At 69.1% G+C, this 18,945-nt stretch carries 17 protein-coding genes; 11 read left to right on the forward strand and 6 right to left on the reverse strand.

Features of this window, described 5'->3' with window-relative positions:
• The first annotated feature begins 22 nt into the window (after positions 1-22).
• Together QM809_RS04730 and QM809_RS04735 are read left to right on the forward strand one after the other, a co-directional pair.
• A complete protein-coding gene (locus QM809_RS04730; protein WP_415044663.1) occupies positions 23-2,281 on the forward strand; it encodes a transglycosylase domain-containing protein in 2,259 nt (752 codons plus the stop codon).
• A gap of 6 nt (positions 2,282-2,287) precedes the next feature.
• The gene (locus QM809_RS04735) at positions 2,288-4,054 is read left to right on the forward strand and encodes a glycosyltransferase family 87 protein (protein ID WP_415044664.1); all 1,767 of its coding nucleotides are present in this window, start codon (positions 2,288-2,290) and stop codon (positions 4,052-4,054) included.
• A gap of 203 nt (positions 4,055-4,257) precedes the next feature.
• Here the strand turns inward: QM809_RS04735 and QM809_RS04740 are convergent, their stop codons facing one another.
• Positions 4,258-5,547 carry a GNAT family N-acetyltransferase gene (locus QM809_RS04740; protein WP_415044665.1) on the reverse strand — a complete coding sequence of 430 codons (1,290 nt, stop codon included), beginning with the start codon at positions 5,545-5,547 and terminating at the stop codon, positions 4,258-4,260.
• A 92-nt stretch (positions 5,548-5,639) separates the two neighbouring features.
• Here QM809_RS04740 and QM809_RS04745 point away from each other — a divergent pair, with 92 nt between their 5' ends.
• From QM809_RS04745 to dnaB, 6 genes are all read left to right on the forward strand, one after another.
• On the forward strand, positions 5,640-6,041 hold the full coding sequence (locus tag QM809_RS04745) for a hypothetical protein (RefSeq protein WP_415044666.1): 402 nt from the start codon (positions 5,640-5,642) through the stop codon (positions 6,039-6,041).
• A gap of 446 nt (positions 6,042-6,487) precedes the next feature.
• On the forward strand, positions 6,488-6,769 hold the full coding sequence (gene rpsF, locus QM809_RS04750) for a 30S ribosomal protein S6 (RefSeq protein ID WP_415044667.1): 282 nt from the start codon (positions 6,488-6,490) through the stop codon (positions 6,767-6,769).
• A gap of 127 nt (positions 6,770-6,896) precedes the next feature.
• Positions 6,897-7,454, forward strand: a complete 558-nt coding sequence (locus QM809_RS04755; RefSeq protein WP_415044668.1) for a single-stranded DNA-binding protein — start codon at positions 6,897-6,899, stop codon at positions 7,452-7,454.
• Between the two features lie 42 nt (positions 7,455-7,496).
• Entirely contained in the window at positions 7,497-7,754 is a 258-nt protein-coding gene (rpsR, locus tag QM809_RS04760) for a 30S ribosomal protein S18 (RefSeq protein ID WP_105940846.1), read from the forward strand.
• A gap of 20 nt (positions 7,755-7,774) precedes the next feature.
• Positions 7,775-8,227 (forward strand): 50S ribosomal protein L9, encoded by a 453-nt coding sequence (gene rplI / locus QM809_RS04765; protein ID WP_415044669.1) that lies wholly within the window; start codon positions 7,775-7,777, stop codon positions 8,225-8,227.
• 490 nt (positions 8,228-8,717) lie between these two features.
• The gene (gene dnaB, locus QM809_RS04770; protein ID WP_415044670.1) at positions 8,718-10,940 is read left to right on the forward strand and encodes a replicative DNA helicase; all 2,223 of its coding nucleotides are present in this window, start codon (positions 8,718-8,720) and stop codon (positions 10,938-10,940) included.
• A 230-nt stretch (positions 10,941-11,170) separates the two neighbouring features.
• On the opposite strand, the gene QM809_RS04775 is transcribed toward dnaB, so the two are convergent.
• Entirely contained in the window at positions 11,171-11,548 is a 378-nt protein-coding gene (locus QM809_RS04775) for a YidH family protein (protein WP_415044671.1), read from the reverse strand.
• A gap of 239 nt (positions 11,549-11,787) precedes the next feature.
• Positions 11,788-12,243, reverse strand: coding sequence for a MarR family winged helix-turn-helix transcriptional regulator (locus QM809_RS04780; RefSeq protein ID WP_415044672.1), 456 nt, complete (start codon positions 12,241-12,243; stop codon positions 11,788-11,790).
• A gap of 99 nt (positions 12,244-12,342) precedes the next feature.
• Between QM809_RS04780 and QM809_RS04785 the strand changes: the two genes are divergently transcribed.
• Complete coding sequence (locus QM809_RS04785; RefSeq protein ID WP_415044673.1) at positions 12,343-12,759, forward strand: DUF5313 family protein; 417 nt, start codon at positions 12,343-12,345, stop codon at positions 12,757-12,759.
• Positions 12,760-12,867: 108 nt separating this feature from the next.
• Positions 12,868-14,286: an MmgE/PrpD family protein gene (locus QM809_RS04790; RefSeq protein ID WP_415044674.1), complete on the forward strand. Its 1,419-nt coding sequence runs from the start codon at positions 12,868-12,870 to the stop codon at positions 14,284-14,286.
• A gap of 102 nt (positions 14,287-14,388) precedes the next feature.
• Here QM809_RS04790 and QM809_RS04795 read toward each other — a convergent pair whose 3' ends face one another.
• The 3 genes from QM809_RS04795 to QM809_RS04805 form a co-directional block, all read right to left on the reverse strand.
• A complete protein-coding gene (locus QM809_RS04795) occupies positions 14,389-15,993 on the reverse strand; it encodes a sigma-54-dependent Fis family transcriptional regulator (protein ID WP_415044675.1) in 1,605 nt (534 codons plus the stop codon).
• A gap of 128 nt (positions 15,994-16,121) precedes the next feature.
• Complete coding sequence (locus tag QM809_RS04800) at positions 16,122-17,282, reverse strand: lactonase family protein (protein ID WP_415044676.1); 1,161 nt, start codon at positions 17,280-17,282, stop codon at positions 16,122-16,124.
• A 198-nt stretch (positions 17,283-17,480) separates the two neighbouring features.
• The gene (locus QM809_RS04805) at positions 17,481-18,464 is read right to left on the reverse strand and encodes an AraC family transcriptional regulator (protein WP_415044677.1); all 984 of its coding nucleotides are present in this window, start codon (positions 18,462-18,464) and stop codon (positions 17,481-17,483) included.
• Between the two features lie 247 nt (positions 18,465-18,711).
• On the opposite strand from QM809_RS04805, the gene QM809_RS04810 reads away from it, so the two are divergent.
• Positions 18,712-18,930, forward strand: a complete 219-nt coding sequence (locus QM809_RS04810) for a hypothetical protein (RefSeq protein WP_415044678.1) — start codon at positions 18,712-18,714, stop codon at positions 18,928-18,930.
• The last annotated feature ends 15 nt before the right edge of the window (positions 18,931-18,945 follow it).

Genomic DNA, 18,945 nt, shown 5'->3' on the forward strand with positions numbered 1-18,945 from the left:
TCGGGGAGATGGTGAGAGGTAGATGAGCAACGACAAGAACACGAGCAGCGCACCCGAGGGGTCGCAGCGCTCGCGCGTCGCGAGGATCGTCGCGTGGATCCTCGGGCTCGGTGCGGCGACGGTGCCCGTGGTGGCCATCGTCGGCGTGCTCGCCTTCCTGATCACCTACGTGGCGGTCGACGTGCCCGGCCCCGGTGACATCAAGCAGAACCAGGTCGCGACCGTCTACAACAACAAGGGCGGTGTCATCGCCAAGATCGTGCCCCCGGAGGGCAACCGGACGGACGTCAAGTACGAGGACATCCCGGAGTCGATGATCAATGCGATCAAGGCCGCCGAGGACCGCGACTTCGACTCCAACTCGGGCTTCTCCATCCGCGGCTTCAGTCGTGCCGCACTGGGCAAGGTCACCGGTAACCAGGGAGCGGGCGGCGGTTCGACCATCACCCAGCAGTACGTGAAGAACGCGATGGTCGGCGACGAGGCCAGCGGTATCGCCGGCTATCAGCGCAAGTTCAAGGAACTCGCGATCTCGACCAAGATGTCCCGGGTCTGGACCAAGGAACAGATCATGGCGGCGTACCTGAACACGATCTACTTCGGGCGTGGCGCGTACGGCATCTCGTCGGCGGCGAAGGCGTACTACAACAAGGACGTCTCCAAGCTCACGGTGTCCGAGTCGGCTCTCCTGGCGGGCATCATCCGCGGACCGTCGATCTACGACCCCGCCGTCGACGAGGGGGAGGCCCGGAGCCGCTGGTCGTACGTCCTCGACGGCATGGTCAAGATCGGTGCGATCAGCGAGGCGGAGGAGAACAAGCAGGTCTTTCCCAAGACGATCGAGCCGCGGCCGGTGACGAGCACCGAGACCCGGGGCCCCAACGGTCTGATCAAGCGCCAGGTGATCGCCGAACTCGAGAAGCTCGGGATCGACGAGCAGCAGATCCGCACCGGCGGCCTCAAGATCGCCACCTCCATCGACCCCAAGGTGCAGAAGGCCCTGGAGAGCACCGCCAAGAACAAGATGAGCGGTGAACCGAAGAGCCTGCGCACCGCATCGGTCTCGGTGGACCCGAACACCGGCGGCATCCGCGGCTACTTCGGCGGCTGGGACGGCCAGGGCTGGGATTACGCGTCGACCGGTCTGCAGACCGGTTCGGTGTTCAAGGTGTTCGCGCTGGTCGCCGCCCTGGAGCAGGACATCCCGCTCTCGCAGACCTACTCGTCGGCGCCGTTCAAGACCCCCAGCGGCATCACCGTGACCAACTCCGACGACGAGAGCTGCGGTACCTGCAACCTCGCCACGGCGATGAAGATGTCGCTCAACACGGTCTTCTACCGCCTGATGATGGAAGACCTGAAGCACGGGTCCGACGACGTGGTCTCGGCCGCGCACCGCGCCGGTATCTCCGAGACGCTCGACGGCAAGCCGACGCTCGTGAACGAGAACGGCAAGGCCGAGGGCGGCGTGGTCCTGGGTCAGTACGACTCCACCGTGCTCGACATGGCGTCGTCGTACGCCACCCTGGCCGCCTCCGGCATTTACCGGCAGCCCTACTTCGTCACGAAGGTCGAGACCTCCACCGGCGAGGTGCTCTTCGACCGGCAGTCGAACAAGGGCAAGCGGGTCTTCCCGGCCAAGGTCGCCGACAACGTGACCGCGGCGCTGGAGCCGATCGCCGCCTACTCGAACGGCAACTCGCTCTACGACCCGTCGTACGGTTCGCGTCCGTCCGCCGCCAAGACCGGTACCGCGCAGCTGGGCAAGACCGGCAGCAACCGCTACTCCTGGATGGTCGGCTACACCCCGCAGCTCTCCACCGCCGTCTGGGTCGGCACGGACAAGGGCGACAAGCCGCTCCGTAACTACTCCGGATCGTCGATCTACGGCAGCGGCCTGCCCGCGCAGATCTGGAAGTCCTCCATGGATCAGGCCCTCTCGGGCAAGCCCATCGAGAACTTCCCGGACCCGGCCCCGGTCGGCGGTCAGGCGGGTGTCCCGTACGAGCCGCCGCCCGTGACCTACACGGCGCCGGAGACCTACACGACGCAGCAGCCGCAGCAGCCGCGTCTTCCGGGCACCGGTCGTGACGGCAACTGGACCGTCGGCCCGGGTTGGACCATCCCCGGGCCGGGTGGCAACCGGGGACGCGGCAACCAGTACGCCGATCCGCCGAGCAACCAGTACGCGGACCCGCCGAGCGACTACTCCGGCGGCGGCACCGACGACGGCACGGACTCCGGAGCCGGCACCGGCACCGATGACGATTCCGAGGGCTGAGCCCGGGTGAACGGACCCGGCCCCGAGTCCGGCGAGGCCGACTCGACGTCGCACATCGATCCCCGCGGCGTGGATTCGCCGCGCCCCCTGGCGGAGGATCCGCGTCTGAACACGGCGCGGATCCTGCCCAGTTGGAGCAACGCCCAGGTCGCGGCCGCCAGCGAACTGATCGGCGGTCCGGTCGGTCGGCACGCCGCCGTCGGCCGGAGTCGGCGGTGGACACCGGTGCGAGTGGTGTTCCTGATGGCGCTGGCGGTGCTGGCGCTCTCCTGGTTCGGCAAGGCCGGCTGCCTGCAGCAGGCGCCCGCGCCGGCGAAGGACGGAGAGTCGTCGTCGGGCATGCGGCTCAACTGGGACAACCAGCGGCAGTACTACGGCCTCTGCTACAGCGACGTGATCGCGATGTACAGCGCTCAGCGGCTGACCGTCGAGGACCTGCGGCACGGCGCCATGCCGTACCGGACCTACTGGTCGGGATCGGACGAGGCCGGTGAGCAGGGGCAGAAGCACTACGCCGACCAACCGGTGCTGATCGGCGCGTTCATGTACCTGGTCGCGAAGGCCGCCCAGGGCTGGCAGGCGCTGATCGACGGGACGCCGATCCCGAAGCAGCTCGACGTGGTGACCTTCTTCAACATCGCCGCGCTGCTGCTGACGCTGTTCTGGCTGCTCGCGGTCTGGGCGACGATGATGACCGATCGCCGTCGTCTCTGGATCGGGGCGACGGCGGCGATCTCGCCGCTGGTCCTCTTCCACGGCTTCACCGCGTTCGACGTGATCCCGGTGGCCCTGGTGGCCGTCGCGATGCTGTGCTGGGCCCGCGACCGGGTGATCGCGACCGGCGTGTTCGCCGGGCTGGCCGCGGCCGCGGCGCTGTACCCGCTGCTGTTGATCCCCGCCCTCGCGGTGCTCTGCGCCCGGGACCGGCGGATGAACGACTTCGCCGCGGTCGTCGCATCCGCCGTGATCGCGTGGCTCGCGCTGAACCTGCCCGTGATCCTCGCCTACCCGCACGGGTGGGGCGAGTTCTATCGGACCTGGTGGGACCGTCGGCCGGAGGCGGACAGCCTGTACCACCTGATCATGACGGCGACGGGGTGGTCGCCGCCGACGACGCTGTTCAACGCTCTCGTGCTGGTGCTGACGGCCGCGGTGATCGCGGCGGCCGCCTACGTGGCGCTCCGGTCGCCTGCGCCGAGTTCGCCGCAGATGTTCGCCCAGGTGATGTTCCTGCTGGTGGTCGGCTGCCTGGTGTTCTCGAAGACGTGGAATCCGCAGTCGTCGTTGTGGCTGGTGCCGCTCGCGGTCCTGGCGATCCCGCACGCGCGCCTGCTGCTGGCCTGGATGGCGGTGGACGCGCTGGTCTGGGTGCCGCGGATGGGTCTGTTCCTGGATCCGTCGCGCAAGTGGCTGCCGGAGGAGTGGTTCTACGTCACGGTGGCCGTCCGAACGGTGCTCCTGCTGGTGCTGTGCGGTCTGGTGGTGCGCGATCTGCTCGCGAAGCCGGTGACGCCGGGGAGCGAGCCGCCGCTTCTCGAACCCGATCACGGCGGCGTCGGCCCGGACGGCGCCCTGTCGAACGGTGTGCTGCCCGCTGCTCCCGGTGCCGGCTGCTCCCGGTGCCGGTGGTCTCGGGGTCGTGACGTCGAGAGCGCCCGCATCCGGAGCGTGACCTCCGGTTCGACGTGGGCGCGGTCGTGCGTCACCGGTCGCCTCTTCGGGCCCCTCGTCCTACTGGTCCTTCTGGCCCGGCTCGGTCCGGCCCGGCCGTAGACGGGCGGCGTGTCGCGGCTCCTCTTCCATGTCGCTGGTGATGGATGGTGAGCGACACGGAAGAGGAGCCGCGACACGCGTTGTGCCGTGTGCCGAGGATCGTGCGCGACACGCAGGAGGGGCCGCGACACGCCGCACTCGAGGACGACGCTCCGGGTACGGGCCCGGACCAGGTACGACCCCGGACCGGGTACGACTCCGGATCAGGCGGGCGTCACGAGGCCGTCGACGCGCTCGGTGAGCGCCGTGCGGGCGGCGGCCCACTCGTCGTCGGTCATCGCGAACTGCGCCGTCGTACGCCAGCCTTCCCCGAACCGGCGGTGCTTGGTCAGCAGGCCCTCGAACGTGGCGCCCAGCTTGGCGATCGCCGCCCGCGACTGCGCGTTGTTCTCGTGCGTGTGCCAGACGACGCGCACGGCGCCGGCCTCGGCGAACGCGTACTCGAGCAGCATCAGTTTGGCGGCCGGATTCACGACGGTGCCCTGCGCCGACCGCGCATAGAAGGTGTACCCGATCGCGAGCGACCGATTCGCCTCGTCGACGTCGTAGTAGCTGGTGGTGCCCACGAGGTCGCCGGACTCGTCGTCGATCACGGCGAACGCCAGGCGATGCGGATCCCGATGCGCGGCGGTGACGTACTCGACGGCCTCGGCGGTGCCGGACGGGATCGACGTCCAGGGCCCGAGCTCGCGGTCGCCCGCTCCGACGGCCCCGAGCGCCTCGGCGTCGGTGATCGTCAGCGGTCGCAGGGTGACGCCGGCCCGGCTCAGGACCGGGCGACCGAGCCAGCGCGATGCCTGCTGCGCGTCGGCCTCGGCCAGCCGGGTCAGCGGCGGCGCCGGCGGCAGCTCGCTCCGGACGAACGACGCCAGCGGTTCGCGCAGCCCGGTCCGGCACGCGGTCACCAGGAAGTACGCGAGCAGCGCCGCGTGCGCCCAGACCCCCAGGTTCACGCCGCCGATCACCCACCAGATCATGTCGGAGCGGGAGGTGAGGACGGCGAAGAGACGGAAGATGGTCAGATCCAGGACCACGTCGGTCACCAGGTAGATCGCGATCGCCCACCAGCGCACCTTCATGAGCACGAAGAACGGCAGCACCCACAGCGTGTACTGGGGCGAGTGCACCTTGTGGAACAGCATGAACGCCGCGAGCATCGCGAAGCTCGCCCCGATCCACGGGAAGCACCCGGTCTCGAGGTAGCGGCGCCAGCCGAGGTAGACCGCCGCGGCCAGGCCGACGACGATCAGCAGCGGCGAGGCGACGCCGACGATCGTGTTGTAGAGGTCGACGTCGTCGTTGCCGAGGAAGTAGTTGGTCCAGTACCAGACCGTGTTGGTGTCGACGTCGGCCTTGCGCTTGCCCTGGAAGTCGAGCGCGGCCTTCCAGCCGTCGTAGCCGACGATCATGAACGGCACCTGGATCACGAGCGTGGTGAGCACCGCGGCGCCGGCGACCCGGGCCGCGCCCACCCAGTCGTACGCGCGGCGCATTCGGGTCGGGGTCGTCGTCCTTCGCCGGGCCGCGGGCGCCGTGGGTGAGCACGTAGATCGCCAGCGGCAGCACGAACAGGCCCGGATAGATCTTGAGCGAGAAACCGAGCGCCAGGATCACCGAGGCGATGATCGACGACGAGCGCAGCGACATCCTCCGCTCACCGGTCTTCGGGCTCACGGTGGCGGCCCAGGCCATCACCGCGATCGCGGCCACCGAGGTGAACACGACGGGGGTCTCCCAGTTGTGGAACGCGTACAGCACCAGCGGCGGGGTGGCGGCCCACAGCAGGACCCACCAGCGACTCATCCAGGCCAGCAGGATCGTGATCCCCAGGGCGAACGGCGTCAGGATCAGCGCCGACTGCCGGAAGAACTCCAGGTCGGTGTACCGCCCGATGGCGCCCAACCACATCAGCAGGCCGGAGAGCACCGGGTATTCGACGACGCCGCCGTACAGGTGGCCCTGCTCGGTGATGCCGCCGTGGATGTAGGGGAACACGTGGTTGTCGATGTCCCGGCCGACCCACAGGAACATCAGGTCGGAGTAGCAGGGGATCACCGCGTGGGGGTCGCCGACGGGGAAGCGGGCGCTGCGGCCGAACTCGTCGTACGGGGCGCCGCCGCACGCGGCCTTGACCCGGTAGCTCCAGGTCAGCGCGGCCGCGGTGAACAGCAGCGCGACGGTCAGGAGGATCGACGTCTCGCCGCGATGCAGAAGCGGCTGCCGCCGGGCGCGGGACGGGCTGGAGGCGGTGGTGCGCGCGGTGGGGTCGGAACCGGCAGGAGGCATGGACTCGACTCTAACGGTTCCGGTGTTTCGCTCCGATTTCGCTGGTCACGACCCACTCATGTATCTTGGAGGGGTTGCCGACGCAGGCGACCCTCCTGCCGTGGAACGTCCATGGCCGATTTAGCCCATAGGAGGTGATGAGGTCTTATGCGTCACTACGAACTGATGGTCATCCTCGATCCGAGTCTGGACGAGCGCACCGTCGCCCCATCCCTGGATACCTTTCTCAACGTGGTCCGTAAGGACGGCGGCTCGGTCGACAACGTCGATGTCTGGGGCAAGCGCCGTCTCGCTTACGAGGTCGAGAAGAACACCGAGGGCATCTACGCCGTCATCGATCTGAACGCGGCCCCCGCGACCGTGAGCGAGCTCGATCGTCAGCTGAAGCTGAACGAGTCGGTGCTTCGTACCAAGGTCCTGCGCAAGTAAGCGGATCCGATCTCATCTGCGGTTTGACGCCGTCGAGATTGTCGGACCCGGCCGATAGGGTGGTCTCGAACCATCTGGCCGTCGACGACGCTCCAGGCGACAACCACACGATTCAGGGGTAACTGACATGACTGACACGGTCATCACCGTCGTAGGCAATCTCACCGCCGATCCGGAACTGCGGTTCACCGCATCCGGCGCGCCGGTCGCCAACTTCACGGTGGCATCCACTCCGCGCACCTTCGATCGTCAGACGAACGAGTGGAAGGACGGCGAAGCGCTGTTCCTCCGCTGCAGCATCTGGCGCGATGCCGCGGAGAACGTGACCGAGTCGCTCACCAAGGGCACCCGGGTGATCGTGCAGGGCAAGCTCAAGCAGCGGTCGTACGAAACCCGTGAAGGGGAACGTCGCACCGTCGTCGAGCTCGAAGTGGATGAGATCGGTCCCTCCCTGCGTTACGCCACCGCCAAGGTCACCCGCACTCCGCGCGGTGGCAGCGGCGGCGGAGGCGGGAACTTCGGCGGCGGCAATCAGGGCGGCTACGGGGGCAACCAGGGCGGCGGCTACGGCCAGTCGTCCCCGGCCCCGCGTCAGCAGCCCCAGCAGCCCGCCGACGACCCGTGGGGTAGCGCACCGGCCACCGGCGGCGGCTTCGCCGCCGGGGACGACGAACCACCATTCTGATACCGGGCTCGCCAGCCCGGGGAGCACTAACGGAGCACCGATATGGCAAAGCAAAAGGGGCGTAAGCCTCGCGTGGAGAAGGTCACGAAGGCCAAGGCCTGCACCTTCTGCAAGGACAAGAAGACCACGGACATCGATTACAAGGACACCGCGCTGCTGCGTCGTTTCCTGTCCGATCGCGGCAAGATCCGCTCGCGTCGGGTGACCGGCAACTGCGTCCAGCACCAGCGTGACATCGCGGTGGCCGTCAAGAACGCGCGTGAGGTGGCCCTGCTGCCCTTCACCTCGACCGGTCGCTGAGCGGGAAGGGAGTCACTGACATGAAGCTGATCCTGACCACCGCTGTGGAGAACCTGGGCGAGGCCGGCGACACCGTCGAGGTGCGCGACGGTTACGGCCGCAACTACCTGCTGCCCCGCGGCCTGGCGATCGTCGCCACCCGTGGCGCGCAGAAGCAGGTCGAGGGCATCCGTCGTGCCCAGCAGGCGCGCGTCGTGCGCGACCTGGACCACGCCAACGAGCTGAAGCAGGCCATCGAGGGCCTGGAGAACGTCTCGCTGACCGTGAAGACCCACGACTCGGGCAAGCTGTTCGGCTCGGTCACCGCGTCGGACGTCGCCGGTGCCATCAAGGCCGCCGGCGGCCCGGCCGTCGAGAAGCGCAACGTCGAGTTCCCGAAGGGGCACATCAAGGCCACCGGTTCGCACCCGGTCGTCGTGAAGCTGCACCCGAAGGTCGAGGCCAAGGTCGACGTGGCGGTCGTCTCCGTCTGATCCGACCGTCCGCGCCCGACGCGACGCTCTGTCCACGAAGCGCCGGTCACCCCGTGAGGGGTGACCGGCGCTTCGTCGTCGGGGCTCACCGGAAAGTCTCCCGTCGGCACCGCGTCGGCACTCGGCGTCCGGTGACCGGGGCGGTGTGCGTCACGGAAGGCTCTACCTCAACCTCGGATCGACATGTCCCGCGCCGGGGTGCAATGCGACACGCCGGAGGGTGACGTTGTGCACTGCCTGTGGACAGTGAAAATTCGTTCTCACCTGCTGAAACGGTGGAATGAGGGAAGTTGTGCACCGCTTCCTCCACAGCACTGTCCACAGCTCCACTCGCGCGATGGCGCGATATACACACACTGTCCCCAAAGTTATCCACAGGCGCTGTTTGCTCGCTGCTCCACACACGCCTAACCTTCCCGAAGTATTGGATTCACCGCGGCGACAGGCAGCGGTGATCATCTGGGGCGGCAGCGGAAGGGGGTGCGATCCGGTGAGTGACGACGCTCATGGCCTCGACCCGGGAGAACCGGGTGCGAACGAGCCTCCGGCGGCCGCCGAGGAGACGCTTCGCCAACCCCCACAGGACTCCGCCGCGGAACAATCGGTCCTCGGCGGCATGCTGCTGTCCAAGGACGCGATCGCCGACGTCCTGGAACGGATCAAGCCGGACGACTTCTACAAGCCCGCGCACCAGGCCGTGTACGACGCGATCCTGGAACTCTACGGCAAGGGTGAGCCCGCCGACGCCGTCACGGTGGCCGCCGAACTCGACCGCAAGGGCGAGCTCCGCAAGGTCGGCGGCGCACCGTACCTGCACACCCTGATCTCCACGGTGCCCACCGCCGCCAACGCCGGCTTCTACGCCGACATCGTCGCGGAGAAGGCGCTGCTGCGGCGTCTGGTGCAGGCGGGCACCCGGATCGTCCAGTACGGCTACGCGGGCGCCGACGGCCAGGACGTGGCCGAGGTGGTCGACCGGGCCCAGGCCGAGATCTACGACGTCACCGAGCGGACGTCGTCCGAGGACTACTCGATCCTCGACGAACTGATGCAGCCCACGCTCGACGAGCTGGACTCGATCGCCTCGCGCGGCGGTCTCTCCCTCGGCGTGCCGACCGGTTTCGCGGATCTGGACAAGCTCACCAACGGCCTGCACCCGGGCCAGATGATCATCGTCGCCGCACGCCCCGGTGTGGGCAAGGCGCTCGCGCTCGACACCCCGCTGCCGACGCCGACCGGCTGGACCCGGATGGGCAAGGTCGCCGTCGGCGACCGACTCCTCGGCGCCGACGGCCGCCCGACCCGCGTCGTGGCCGTCAGCGAGGTGATGACCGACCGGCCGTGCTTCGAGTTGGAGTTCGACGACGGCGCGGTGATCGTCGCCGACCGCGATCATCGGTGGTCGGTGCAGATCGACGGCGAGACCGTCGTGCTGACCACCGACGGGCTGCGCGAGCACGTCGGGACCGCGCTGATCCCGACCGCGGCTCCCCTCGAACTGCCCGAGCGGGAGTTCGCCTACGGCCCGTACACCGTCGCCGCGCTCGCCGGCATGGCCTACGACGACCCCGAGATCGCGGTGCGGATCGAGGCCGAGGGGCCCGTCGACACGATGACCCTGATGGCCGACCTCGCCGGACTGATCCCCGACGAGTACCTCCGCGGCTCGGTGCGGCAGCGTCGTGCCGTGCTCTCCGGGCTGCTCGACGCCCGAGCCCGGGTGGAGGAGGACGGCTGGATCACCATCCCGTCGGTCACCCGACACATGTCCGAGGTCCTCACCGACCTGATCGCCGGACTGGGCTACGTGTACCGGCGCGAGCCGACCGGCTGGATCCGGATGGCCACCGGCGACGACGTCTTCACCGTCCACGAGAAGGCCGTGCGGCACAAGGAACGACGCTCCCCGGTCCTCGGCCGCCGGATCGTCGACATCCGGCCGGTGGACTCGGTGCCGGTGCGCTGCGTGCAGGTGGACAACGTCGACCGCCTCTACCTGGCCGGCGAGTGGATGGTGCCGACGCACAACTCGACGCTCGCGATGGACTTCCTGCGCTCGGCGTCGATCCAGCACGGTCACGCCGCCGCGATGTTCTCGCTGGAGATGAGCAAGACCGAGATCGTCATGCGCCTGCTCTCCGCGGAGGCGCGCGTGAAGCTCGGCGACATGCGGTCGGGCAACATGAGCGACGACGACTGGAGCCGGCTGGCCCGCCGCATGGGCGAGATCACCGACGCGCCGCTGTTCATCGACGACTCGCCGAACCTGACGATGATGGAGATCCGCGCCAAGGCCCGCCGGCTGAAGCAGCGGCACGACCTGAAACTGGTCGTCATCGACTACATGCAGCTGATGACCTCGGGCAAGAAGGTCGAGTCGCGTCAGCAGGAGGTCTCGGAGTTCTCCCGCTCGATCAAGCTGCTGGCCAAGGAGCTCGAGGTGCCGGTGGTGGCGATCTCGCAGCTGAACCGCGGTCCCGAGCAGCGCACGGACAAGCGCCCACAGGTCTCTGACCTACGTGAATCCGGATCTTTGGAGCAGGATGCGGATATGGTGATCCTGCTGCATCGCCCGGATGCGTTCGAGCGGGACGATCCCCGCGCGGGGGAGGCCGACATCATCGTCGGCAAGCACCGCAACGGTCCGACGGCGACGATCACGGTGGCCCACCAGCTGCACCTGTCGAAGTTCGTGGACATGGCCCGCGGCTGAGTTCGAGCGGCGCCGAACACCGGCCGCCGGCGCGGCGCGGACGGCGATGCGCCCTCGGCTGCGCTCCGATGGCCGGTGTTCGTCGAGTTCCTCGTGACGACCGGTCGGGGGTGCGCCGGTATCGGGGACGGGAGGCTTCGACACGGGCTCCGGCACTGCGTTCCTCCGCCCGGCTCAGCCGGTGTGTCGAGGAGCCGCCGAAGGCTCTTTCGGCGCGCGTGCGATGAGGATCAGCGCCAGAGGACGAAGCCCAGGCCCGCCACCACCAGCAGCGCACACAGGACGAGCACCGGCCACGGGCCGGGCAGCGGGCCGCCGCGCTGCAGCGCGCGCTCGACCGCCCGCCACCGGTGGACTCCGAGCACCGCGGTGAGCGCCCCGAGCGCGATCAGGGTGATGCCGAGACCGTTCTGCGCGGCCGGTCGGGTGAAACCGCCGAGCAGATGCAGGACGGCGACGCCCGCGGCGATCAACCCCAGCGCGGTCCGCAACCAGGCGAGGACGGTGCGCTCGGCGGCGAGGGTGAAGCGGGCGTCGACGGCGCCGGGCACGACGGGGTTCGGTCGCGTGGGGGTGTCGTCGTCGGCCCCTTCGACTCGGTTCGTCACATCGTTCCTCTCCCGGCTACGGAAATCGGGCTCTCTGGCTCCGGAGTGTGGAGGGCAGCGGTTCGTCGTGACCATTGTGTGCCGGGACGGGGTGACCGGTCGACCCTTCGACTCGGTTCGTCGCTGCGCTCCTCACCGGCTCAGGGATCTTTCTAGGTGGACGTCATTAGGTGGACGTCGTCTGGAGAGTGCGGGCTCGGGCGTCTTGTGCGGTGCTCGTCGCCCGGACGAGTACGGGATCAGGCTCCGGCGCGGAGGGCGGCGGCGTTCACCTTGGTCAGGACCGTGTGGAGTTCCAGCAGATCGTCGAGGCTCACGCCCAGGGCCGCGACCACCTGGTCGGGGATCGTCACCGCCTGATCGCGCAGGGCCACGCCCTCGGGCGTGAGAACGATGTCGACGCTGCGTTCGTCGTCGTCGCGGCGTCGTCGTTCGATCAGACCGCCCGCCTCCAGGCGCTTCAGCAGCGGCGAGAGGGTCGCCGAGTCGAGCTGCAGGAGGGCGCCGAGCTCTTTGACGGCGAGCCTGTCGTGCTCCCAGAGGGCGAGCATCACCAGGTACTGCGGGTGGGTGAGGCCGAGGGGTTCGAGCAGCCGGCGGTAGATCTTCAGCACCGAGCGGTTGGCCACCGCGAGGGCGAAGCACACCTGGCGCTCCAGCTGGAGGGGGTTGCCGTCGATCTTCGCGCTCGTCATGTCTCACATCATAGCCCTAATGAATAGCGCACGATCAGATCGCGTGATAAGTTGTGGGTAATTCAATAGTGCACGACTTAAATCCGGAAGGACGCTCCCATGAACAGGCCCAACCCTCTCCAGTGGATCGGCTACGTCTACGGCGCGAAGCTGCCCGACAGCAAGCGCGAATGGGTCGCCAACGACCTCATGGGGCCGCATGCGATGGCCCGCCACCTCTTCCGCTCGCAGGTGAGCTTCCTGCCGCTCTATCTGATCATGTACTTCTCGTTCCCGAACGGCCCGGTGTGGGTGCGCCTGCTGATGGTCCTGCTCGCGGTCTCCCTGGCGCTGATCTTCTCGGGCTCGTACATGGATCCGAACCGGGCGCGGCGACTGGAGAAGCACGGCCTCGGCGATTCGCCGCTGACCTACAAGCAGCGCGCCGAAGCCGCGAAGATGAAGGACCAGTACGAGGCGATCTACGCATCACGACGCGCCGCCGCCCACCCGGAGGAGGCCGACGCGGCGGCCTGACCCGTCCGCGGCTCGGTTCCCGTCCCCGAGCCGGTCGGGGACGGGATGGTGATTTCTCTCACTAGGTACTGCATAATATTTTATGTATTCAACAGTGGGAGGACTCGAATGACGACCCTGATCGACCGGCTGGCCGCCTTCACGACGGCGACGACCGCGGCGGAACTGCCCGACGACGTCGTCGCGGAATCGCAGCGGATCCTGCTCGACACGCTCGGCTGCGCCGTCGCCTCGCTCGACGACGACGGGGCCCGGCGCGGCGTGACCTTCGGCCGGGTGCTCGGCGCCGGAAACCCGGAGGCGTCGGTGATCGGCACCGGCGAGAAGCTCTCGACGATCGGCGCGGCGTTCGCGAACGCCGAACTCGTCAACGCCCTCGACCAGGACGCCGTGCTGCCGCCCGGCCACGTGACCCCGTACGTGGTGCCCGCCGCGCTGGCCGTGGCGCAGGCCCGCAGACTCTCCGGCGCCCGCCTGCTCGAGGCGATCGCGCTCTCCCACGAGATGAGCTTCCGGATCGGCCGGTGCACCGACTACCTGCGCGACATCGTCGACGGCGCGGTGGTGATCCCGAAGATCATCGGCTACAGCAGCACGATCTTCGGCGGCACCGCGGCCGCCGCCAAGCTCCTGGACCTGGACACCGAGACCGTCGCGGACGCGCTGGGGATCGCCGGCAGCACCGCCCCGGTCAACGCCCAGCGCGCCTGGATGATGCACGCCCCGGCGACCACCATCAAATACCAGCTCGCCGGCGGCATGGCGGTGACCGAACTGACCGCGGCGCACCTGGCGGCGGAGGGGCACACCGGCGACCGGCTGATCCTCGACGACCGCGAGTACGGCTTCCCCCGGTTCATCGGCACCAAGCGCTGGGAGCCCGCCGCGATCGGCGATCGGCTGGGCGAGGCGTGGACGTTCACCCCGTTCCAGTCGTTCAAGCCCTACCCGCACTGCCGCGTGATGCACGCGATCTTCGACGGGCTGATCGAGATCGTCGAACGGCACGACCTCTCCCCGGACGAGATCGAGGGCATCACGGCCTGGGGCGAGAGCTTCGTCCAGCAGCCGACGTGGGTCAACGAGACCATCACCAATCCGCGCGATGCGCAGTTCTCCATGACGCACGGTCTCGCGCTGGCCGCGCACCGGATCCCGCCGGGCAAGGACTGGCAGACCCCGGAGATCGTGCGGGATCCGTCGGTGCTGGCCCTCACCGAGCGCAGCGAGTTCCAGCCGCATCCCGATCACGCGGCGGCCCTGGCCAAGGACCCGGCCGCGCGCGCCTCGCGGGTCGCGGTGCGCGCCCGCGGGCAGGAGTTCGTCGCCGAGCGCGCCTACCCGAAGGGCTCGCCGTCGTCGGACCCGTCGACCTACATGACCGACGACGAGCTGATCGCCAAGTTCCGACACAACGTGGCGGGTGTGGTGGGCGACGACGATGCCGCCGCCGTGATCGACATGGTCTTCCATCTGGCCGAGGTCGACGACGTCGCGGCGATCCTCGACCGGATGGCCGGTCGCTGACCCGGATCGGGCCTCTTCCGACGCCGAGAGCCGGCCACCCGAACGGGGTGGCCGGCTCTCGGCGTGAAGCAGTTCTCCCCGGGGCCGCGGGCGCCGGGCGACTCAGTGGATCTTGAGCGTCCGCATGCGGTTGTAGAGCGTCGACCGGCTCACGCCCAGGGCCTGGGCGGCCTTGAGCTTGTTGCCGCCCGCGGCGTCGATCGCCGAGACGATCACCTCGCGTTCGGCCACCTGGAACGGTGTCAGCGGGGCGCCGACGGAGCGGTACGCCTCGGGGAGATCGGTGGGGGTGATGTCGCCGACCGACCGGGTGCGGGCCGCCTCGCGGATCACGCGCCGCAGTTCGGCGAGGTTGCCCGGCCAGGTGCCGCCGGCCAGGATCCGGAGGGCCTCCGGGGTGAACCGGACCGGTGCGCCGCCGGACTCCTCGGCGAGGAGCCGACTGGCCAGTCCGGGGATGTCCTGACGATTGCGCCGGAGCGGCGGCAGTTCACGCTGCGCGTTGCAGACGCTGCGCAGGCCGGCGGGCAGCCGCTGTGGATCGCCGGTCGCGGTGAGCACCACCCGGCGTCGGGTGGTGCCGAGCATCCGGGACAGGACGGTGGCGACCGAATCGTTCAGCAGGTCGACGTTCTCGATGATCAGGACGCCGTCGTTCTCGCGCAACTCGGTGTCGGCCAGCTCCACCCAGTGGCGTTCACCGTAGCGGACCACGTCGGCCGCGTCGAGCAGGCGGTGACCGGGACCGGCGATGCGCCGGGCCTCGGAGGTGCGACCGGTCCCGGTCTCTCCGCAGATCAGCAGGGGCCAGGTGGCCTGCGCGCGGATCTGGGCGGTGGTCGGCTGACCTCGCCGGCTGCACGACAGGAGCTCGATCAGCACGCCGCTGCTGCCGGCCACCGGATGGCAGGCGAAGAGCAGCCGCTCGCCGGAGGCCAGCAGGAGGGTCTGCTCGCCGTCCGGGGGCGAACCCTCGGCGGTGGCCCGGAGTGCGGCGTGCGCCACCGGATCGAGCACCTCGAGGGCGGCCGGACTGGCCAGGGTCAGGCCCTCGCCGAGGACCATGACGGGGTTGGCGTTGCCCCGCGATGCGGTGTGGAACGCGGCGAGGAGCTCCTGCTGGGCCGCGGGCGAATTGATCAGGAGCTGCTGCTCGATGTCGTGCACCAGGCGGCGCGCGATCGGTTCGAAGTACCGGTCGTCCTGGTCGGCGCAGCCCCCGACGTTCAGCACCCCCTCCAGACGGTGGGTCACCGGATGGATCACCGGGGATCCGAAACAGGTGAAGCCGGTGAAGGCGTGCGAGAAGTGCTCGGGTCCGTAGATCATCATCGGGGCGCGGGTCTCGAGGATCGTGCCGATCGAGTTGGTGCCGATGACGTCCTCGGCGAGGGAGACCCCGGACTCCAGTCCCAGGGACTCCAGGGCCGCCCGGACCGAGTCGTTGGTGGGGCGGAAATCGAGGACCCGGCCCTCGGTGTCGGCGAGCGTCATCGTCATCGGGGCGCCGCGGAACTCCTCGTACATCCGATCCATGATCGGCGCCGCGGTCCGCTGGAGGGACACGCGGCAACCGGGCTTCGTCATGGCGAGCCGGGGCGGTTCTTCGCGGGTCAGTCCGTAGAGGCGGGAACGCCGCCACGAACTCTCGATCTCGGGGGTGAGTTCCCGCTGGTCGCCGGGGGGAGCCGGTGTCCTGGTAGGCATGAACTGGTCCTCTCGCTGCCGGCCGCTCACACGAGTGGAGACGGGCATCACGTCAAGCCTCCTCGTAACCCACCGTACACATCGGATTCACGAGCGCTGTCCTCTTCACGCGACCAGGACACCGTGGATCAGGCTCCCGGCGCGATCATGTGCGCGGTCGCCCCGTCGTGGAACACCAGTCCGGTGTCGTACGGGCCGCCCGCCGGCCGGATCGAGCCGTCGTTCTGGACACGGAAGGTGTAGATGTCGGCGGTGCCGTGGATCCCGGCGACGGTGACCGCGTAGAGCCACTTGGCGTCGTTGCTCAGCACGACGCGGGCCGCGCCCGGGACGAGCACGTCGGAGCCGGGCAGCGGGGCGAGCCTGCCGTCCGACAGGATACGACGGCCCTGGACCTGCTGGCTGCCGGTGAGCGGGAAGTACATCCACTTGCCGTTCGGATGGATCGCCATGCCGTGCGGGATCAGGCCGACGAAGGTCCGACCGCCGTCGACCAGGGTGCCGTCCTTGCGGATGCGCCACATGTTCATGTCGTGCGTCTGCTCGTTGCCGACGTACATGAACCGGCCGTTCGGGGTGATCGAGGGGAGGGCCGGGGCCAGGCCGGTCATCTTGATGTCGCCGACCGGGGTCAGCCTGCCGCCGTCGCCGATCCGGAAGCCCTCCATCGTCATGCCGCTGAAGCTGGGCGCGTAGAGGTACTCGCCGTCCGGGGACACCACGGGGATGGAGAGAAGGCTCACCGGGGTGCGCATCCGGGCGCCGCTGAGGCGGGTCAGCGCGCCGTTCTCGTGCACCCGGTAGGTCACGACGGTGGTGTTCGGGAGGCCCTCGGTGGCGAAGAGGTACTTCCCGTCGGGGCTGTAGACGATGCCGGTGACCGGACCGGGGGTCTTGTGCGCATCCGGGATCGGCGTCATGCGGCCGTTCGTGTGCATGCGGTATCCGGTGAGCTTCCCCGAGGCGACACCCGCGGTGTAGACGAACTTCCCGTTGGGATGGGGGACGACGCCCAGTGAGAAGAGCTGGCCGGTGTGGGTCTTGTCGACCCGGGTCAGACGGGGGCCGTCGGCCTTGAAGGTGACGACGTTCGAGTCCCCGGCGGCGCCGACCACCAGGTATTGCGGGCCGCTGGTCTTCGCGGTCGACGACGCCGACGGAGCATCGGGGTCGGCCCCCGCGGGGGCCGCGGCCGGGCCGCCGACGATCAGGCTCGCGGTCAAGGCGATGCCCGTGGCGAGGGCGGTCAGCCGGGAGCGGCGGGTGCGCTGGTGACGGAGGGAGGTCATGGGGTCCTTTCACGGGCGGATCGACGCCGACTGCTCACGTGTTCGTGACACGGAGCGCAGCGGTGAATTCAGTATGTGAAGGGTCACCACGGTGTGGCTGTCCAATTACCTGGACATCTGCCGGACGCCCGCCGCTCGCCGTCCGGTCAGGTCGGGACGGGTGCGAAGGCCTGTCTCACAACGACGGGATCCGGTTCGTCATCCGTGTCGGAACGTCTGTGACGGGCTCTCGCCGAAGCGTTCCCGATAGTGGTTCGCGAAACGTCCCAGATGGAAGAAGTGCCAGCGATGGGCTATCTCGCTGACCGAGTCCCCGTCGCGGGCCAGCAGGTCGGCGCGGGCGCCGTCGAGCCGGGTGTTGCGGATGTATTCGGACGGGGTGACCCCGATCGTCCTGCGGAAGCCGATCTGCAGGCTGCGGGCGGAGGTCCGGCAGTGTTCCGCGAGACTCGCGATCGACAGTTCGGTCTTGGCGTTCCGGTCGATGTGTTCGACGGCGGCGCGGACCGCGTCGTCGGCGGGCGCCGACGCGCCGCGCAGCAGGCGCGGCGTGAGATTGCTGCGCGCGACCAGCAGCACCTGGGTCATGAGCGCCGACTCCAGTTCGCGCTGCACGAGCGGCATGGTCGAGATCCCGCCCTCGCTGGCGAGCTGGGAGTAGTAGAAGGCGACCGACGACGAGAGCGACTTGCCCGCCGGGGAGTCCAGCGGGAAGGTCAGGTCGAAGTCGATGGTCGAGGGCGACGTCTGCCCGGCCAACCGGGCGGCGTGCGCCTCGAACGACTCCCGCGGCAGTTTCAGGTGGTACTGGGCGGCGTCGCCGCTCCAGTCGATGAACACCGGATCGTCGGGCCCGAAGACGACGCCGGACTGCTCGCGGTCGGCGGAGAACGAGGCGCGCTCGTCGCGCTGGGCGACGGTGCAGCTTCCCGAGACCAGCAGGTTCACGTGGTACCACTCGTGCATCGCGGGGCCGTCGAGCCGGGCCTGGGTGCCGTAGGCCATCCGGCCGACCGTGACCCCTCCGGTCACGGCCGCCTCGAGCCGGAACCGCGGGTCGCCGTCGCCGAGCCTCAGGTCGTGCTCGGCGAAGGTCGCGGCCACGTGGTCGTGCACCCGGCTCGGGTCCGAGGACTTGAAGGTCCGGTGGACGACCGGGGTGTCGGGGCCGGTGTGGAACATCGTCGTCCGCACTCCTCTCGGTGAGGTCGATCACATTCTCAGTGTGGCACCGCCGTTCGAGGATTCCCAGGTCGGTGCATCGCATTCCGGCCGATCCGATTCGCATCGCGGACAGGACTTCGCGATGCGGACGGACATGCGCATATCGGATTGTGTCGCGCACCACCGCATTCCTAGTGTGTCGAACACCACTCGACGGGATCCGATGAAACCCGAATCACTTTCCGGACTGACGGAGGAGACACCCATGACCACTCCAGGAACCACCGGCGGGAGAGCCCCCGCCCTGCGGACCCCGGTCGACGGCGCCTGCCCGCGCTGCGGCGCCGAGGCGCTCGCCGCGTACGACCTCGTCGGCGAGGAGGGCTGGGTCGGCGTCGTCAAGTGCGGCGCCTGCCTGCACTCCCTCGAGCGGAAGCCGGCGAACCGGCTCGGCCCGATCACCCTGCTGGTCGACCTCGTCTGACCCGCACCCCCGCGA

The sequence above is a fragment of the Gordonia sp. (in: high G+C Gram-positive bacteria) genome (assembly GCF_047600385.1).
Classification (GTDB): domain Bacteria; phylum Actinomycetota; class Actinomycetes; order Mycobacteriales; family Mycobacteriaceae; genus Gordonia.

What these genes read in the sequence shown, in the direction of transcription:
- QM809_RS04730 (WP_415044663.1), top strand. Translation starts at nt 23, where the DNA reads ATGAGCAACGACAAGAACACGAGCAGCGCACCCGAGGGGTCGCAGCGC.
- QM809_RS04740 (WP_415044665.1), bottom strand. Translation starts at nt 5,547, where the DNA reads ATGCGCCGCGCGTACGACTGGGTGGGCGCGGCCCGGGTCGCCGGCGCC.
- rpsF (WP_415044667.1), top strand. Translation starts at nt 6,488, where the DNA reads ATGCGTCACTACGAACTGATGGTCATCCTCGATCCGAGTCTGGACGAG.
- QM809_RS04755 (WP_415044668.1), top strand. Translation starts at nt 6,897, where the DNA reads ATGACTGACACGGTCATCACCGTCGTAGGCAATCTCACCGCCGATCCG.
- rpsR (WP_105940846.1), top strand. Translation starts at nt 7,497, where the DNA reads ATGGCAAAGCAAAAGGGGCGTAAGCCTCGCGTGGAGAAGGTCACGAAG.
- rplI (WP_415044669.1), top strand. Translation starts at nt 7,775, where the DNA reads ATGAAGCTGATCCTGACCACCGCTGTGGAGAACCTGGGCGAGGCCGGC.
- QM809_RS04780 (WP_415044672.1), bottom strand. Translation starts at nt 12,243, where the DNA reads ATGACGAGCGCGAAGATCGACGGCAACCCCCTCCAGCTGGAGCGCCAG.
- QM809_RS04785 (WP_415044673.1), top strand. Translation starts at nt 12,343, where the DNA reads ATGAACAGGCCCAACCCTCTCCAGTGGATCGGCTACGTCTACGGCGCG.
- QM809_RS04790 (WP_415044674.1), top strand. Translation starts at nt 12,868, where the DNA reads ATGACGACCCTGATCGACCGGCTGGCCGCCTTCACGACGGCGACGACC.
- QM809_RS04795 (WP_415044675.1), bottom strand. Translation starts at nt 15,993, where the DNA reads ATGCCTACCAGGACACCGGCTCCCCCCGGCGACCAGCGGGAACTCACC.
- QM809_RS04800 (WP_415044676.1), bottom strand. Translation starts at nt 17,282, where the DNA reads ATGACCTCCCTCCGTCACCAGCGCACCCGCCGCTCCCGGCTGACCGCC.
- QM809_RS04805 (WP_415044677.1), bottom strand. Translation starts at nt 18,464, where the DNA reads ATGTTCCACACCGGCCCCGACACCCCGGTCGTCCACCGGACCTTCAAG.
- QM809_RS04810 (WP_415044678.1), top strand. Translation starts at nt 18,712, where the DNA reads ATGACCACTCCAGGAACCACCGGCGGGAGAGCCCCCGCCCTGCGGACC.